General features: G+C 67.0%; 1 protein-coding gene. It reads right to left on the bottom strand.

What is annotated here, in order from left to right; translation table 11 throughout:
• Window positions 1-190: 190 nt before the first annotated feature.
• The coding region (locus LOS8367_RS18590) for a hypothetical protein (protein ID WP_207569308.1) at window positions 191-984 on the bottom strand (794 nt) is incomplete at its 5' end.

Genomic DNA, 984 nt, shown 5'->3' with positions numbered 1-984 from the left:
CATAGAGACAAACCGTGCGTCAGGCGCATGACCTGAAGGGCCAAGGCCGCCTCGGAAACGCTCCACTGGAGCGTTTCAGGCCGTGGCGGGCGGAGCCCAGGCGCAGGTTCAAATCCTGCCCCCGCAAACAAATCCCCCAGCATTGGTCTGCCCCTACTCCAGCATTCCCGCCGGGGGCACATGCGTGGCCTCACATCGTGAGCAAGCTTCCGTCGTCGAGTACGAGGACCAGCTCCGGCGCGTCGCCGTTGTTGAAGCTGCTCGCCACCCGGCTGCCGCTGCCCGCGACGATGAAGGCCAGGGCGGCGTTCGTGGCCCCGTCGGCGCCGATCACCGTTTCGATCAGCCCGCTGATGTCGGGCGTCCGGTAGGTTCCCCCGGCGGTCCACTGCTCGACATTCGACCAGGCGAACTCGTCCACGATGACGCGCGATTGCGGTGGCGCGCCGGAGGAGAAGGTGGCGGCGGTCTCGCTGCCCTGGATGCCAATGGTGAAACTCGCGGCCTCCGAGGACGTCGCGAATGCGGTGAACCGCAGGTAGGCATCGGTGATGATCGCCGTCTGCGGGATGTCGATCCCGTCGAAGCGCATCCCCACGGCCTGCGCCCGGCTGCCGTTCAGGCCGAACTCGAGGACACTGCTGCTGCCGCCGCCGAACTGCTCCCAATCGTCGGAGGAAGCGCCGATCGGCGTGACAATCGTCCCGAAGGTGCTGCCGGCACCGCCGCTCACCGGCCCGCCCTGGTTGGTGAGGTAGATCGGCTGGGTGATCGGGCTGATCGGCGCGTTGCCGTTGGCCGGATCGACCACCGCGGCGACGAAGCCGATGGGAGACACGTCGTCGCCCGGGAAGGTGCCGTCGGCCTTGTTGTTGGCCGGGCTGTCGTCGTAGTCGAACCGGTGCGACAGATCCGCGATGCCGCTGCTGTTCAGCTTCACCACGACGTGCTGGTTGTCGAAGGTGTTGTTGGCCTTGAAGGCGT

Origin of the sequence: Limimaricola soesokkakensis, from assembly GCF_900172345.1 — a bacterium.
Taxonomy (GTDB): domain Bacteria; phylum Pseudomonadota; class Alphaproteobacteria; order Rhodobacterales; family Rhodobacteraceae; genus Limimaricola; species Limimaricola soesokkakensis.
This window is presented reverse-complemented; position numbering and strand designations above follow the sequence as displayed.